The following is a 1,630-nucleotide window of genomic DNA, read 5'->3' as shown; positions in this document are numbered from 1 at the left end:
GTAATGGCAAACGGTAAGGTTGATTTCTTCAACGATACAGGCGGCTACGGTTTCATCGCGACTGAGGATGCTGACGACGACGTGTTCTTCCACATGGAGGACGTTGGCGGTGAGGATCTGACGGAAGGAACCGAGATTGACTTCGACATCGAACAGGCCCCTAAGGGCCCGCGCGCGACGAACATCGTCCGCGCCTAATTCAAGGTTCACGTCGTCGCCAGACAGGCGACACTGTGTGACTTTGTTCTATTTCTGAACCGGTATCCACCCAGAGCAATAGCAGATGGACTACGAGACTGCTGGGAGGACCGTACTGGTTCGAGACATTACGTCCAGCCCGGGAAACACGAAGACTGGGTTTCGGATTTCAATCCTTGAATTCGCCGTCGTGTTGTTCGTAGGTGATGGTCAGTCGCCCTGGCGTTCGACGCTTCGCTGCATCTCGAAGCGTCTGGAACTCTTGCAGGAGTTTATCAGCATCGTCCGTCCCTTCTCGAACGCTCCGCGATTCTTCCCGAATTGTATCATATACTTGCTCAAGAAGGCGTTGTGCGGCGTACGAATCGGTCTTCGAGTCTATCTCGAAGGAAGCCTCGTAGTGGGACATAATCGTGGTTAGTTCCCCACCTGAATAACTCCCCTTCATGTCCCATGGAGAGAATCCGCATCTCTATGACCCCTCGCCGAGAGACATACCTTATGACATGCCCTAACTGTGACGCAACCGCGTATACTGATCTCGGGTTGCATCTCGGCGACATCACTGCTAGTCTCGGTAACTCCCCCAAGGCGATACCGGATTCGGAGACGTTAGTCCGGTGTGACGAGTGTGGCATTCTCTACGATACCGGTATTGCAGATACGTGAACACCATTTACGTCGTGTCTAACCCCCTTCCCGCCGGGACGTCATCTGACCGTATGTCCCGGCATGAAGCGACCGTCGAAATCGAGTCGAAAACGGACGCCTACCCCGTCGAGCGACTGATGAACCAACTATATGATCTGGTTCGGGAAGAGTCACGACATTTCAATCGGTATCACACGATTTAACAGAGAGTAGAGCAGTTTTGGACGATCCGTGACGCGACACGACAACTGACGCCTGGGACCTTGCGGGAGGTATACAAATCCCGAAACGTGGAGCCTGACGACTGAGTGTTACTTCGGCTCTGACTGTCTGGATGACGAGACACGTGAAATTCTCAGGAGTGTTCAGATAGAGCCGAATAATCAGACAGCTACCAGGGTTGGTCGGGAAATTAATGTTGCTGTGCACTCTCTTCTAATAGAGTGGCTGACCTGATCACCGAATACGCCAACTACGACGCATTCGTCCGTGAGTGGCATTCAGAAACGGTCACTGACGACGACAGCTCTCTTGAAGAAGCCCGGGACCAGGGACTTCTCAACGAACAGAAGTCCCGACAACTATGGCAATTGTTGGGACTTCTTGACACTAATGAGCTTCTCATTCAACTGCCGGAATGGTTGGCTGACGAGAAGGGTGGATCCATGGATAAAACTACCCCCACGATGTTCGTTGGAACCATCACCCGAGAAACGGAAGACGCGATTCTTTTCGAGAATTCTGCGGCCGCACGATCGCTCATGCGGCTTGCACACAAGAT

General features: G+C 52.7%; 4 protein-coding genes. 3 read left to right on the top strand and 1 reads right to left on the bottom strand.

Going from position 1 to position 1,630, the window contains the following annotated elements; translation table 11 throughout:
• The first annotated feature begins 3 nt into the window (after positions 1 to 3).
• Positions 4 to 198, top strand: a complete 195-nt coding sequence (locus LJF34_RS28765; protein ID WP_231190443.1) for a cold shock domain-containing protein — start codon at positions 4 to 6, stop codon at positions 196 to 198.
• A 169-nt stretch (positions 199 to 367) separates the two neighbouring features.
• Here the strand turns inward: LJF34_RS28765 and LJF34_RS28760 are convergent, their stop codons facing one another.
• Positions 368 to 607, bottom strand: coding sequence for a hypothetical protein (locus tag LJF34_RS28760; protein ID WP_231190440.1), 240 nt, complete (start codon positions 605 to 607; stop codon positions 368 to 370).
• A 313-nt stretch (positions 608 to 920) separates the two neighbouring features.
• Here LJF34_RS28760 and LJF34_RS29155 point away from each other — a divergent pair, with 313 nt between their 5' ends.
• Together LJF34_RS29155 and LJF34_RS28755 are read left to right on the top strand one after the other, a co-directional pair.
• Positions 921 to 1,052 carry a hypothetical protein gene (locus tag LJF34_RS29155; RefSeq protein ID WP_255666541.1) on the top strand — a complete coding sequence of 44 codons (132 nt, stop codon included), beginning with the start codon at positions 921 to 923 and terminating at the stop codon, positions 1,050 to 1,052.
• A 240-nt stretch (positions 1,053 to 1,292) separates the two neighbouring features.
• Positions 1,293 to 1,630 (top strand): hypothetical protein (locus LJF34_RS28755; RefSeq protein ID WP_231190437.1); only part of this gene is annotated, 338 nt, incomplete at its 3' end.

The sequence above is a fragment of the Haladaptatus sp. DYF46 genome (genome assembly GCF_021083305.1).
In the GTDB taxonomy this organism is placed as follows: Archaea; Halobacteriota; Halobacteria; order Halobacteriales; family Haladaptataceae; genus Haladaptatus.
This window is presented reverse-complemented; position numbering and strand designations above follow the sequence as displayed.

Bases quoted from the DNA above. Each gene is read 5' to 3' on its own strand.
- LJF34_RS28765 (WP_231190443.1), top strand. From the start codon at position 4: ATGGCAAACGGTAAGGTTGATTTCTTCAACGATACAGGCGGCTACGGT.
- LJF34_RS28760 (WP_231190440.1), bottom strand. From the start codon at position 607: ATGTCCCACTACGAGGCTTCCTTCGAGATAGACTCGAAGACCGATTCG.
- LJF34_RS29155 (WP_255666541.1), top strand. From the start codon at position 921: ATGTCCCGGCATGAAGCGACCGTCGAAATCGAGTCGAAAACGGACGCC.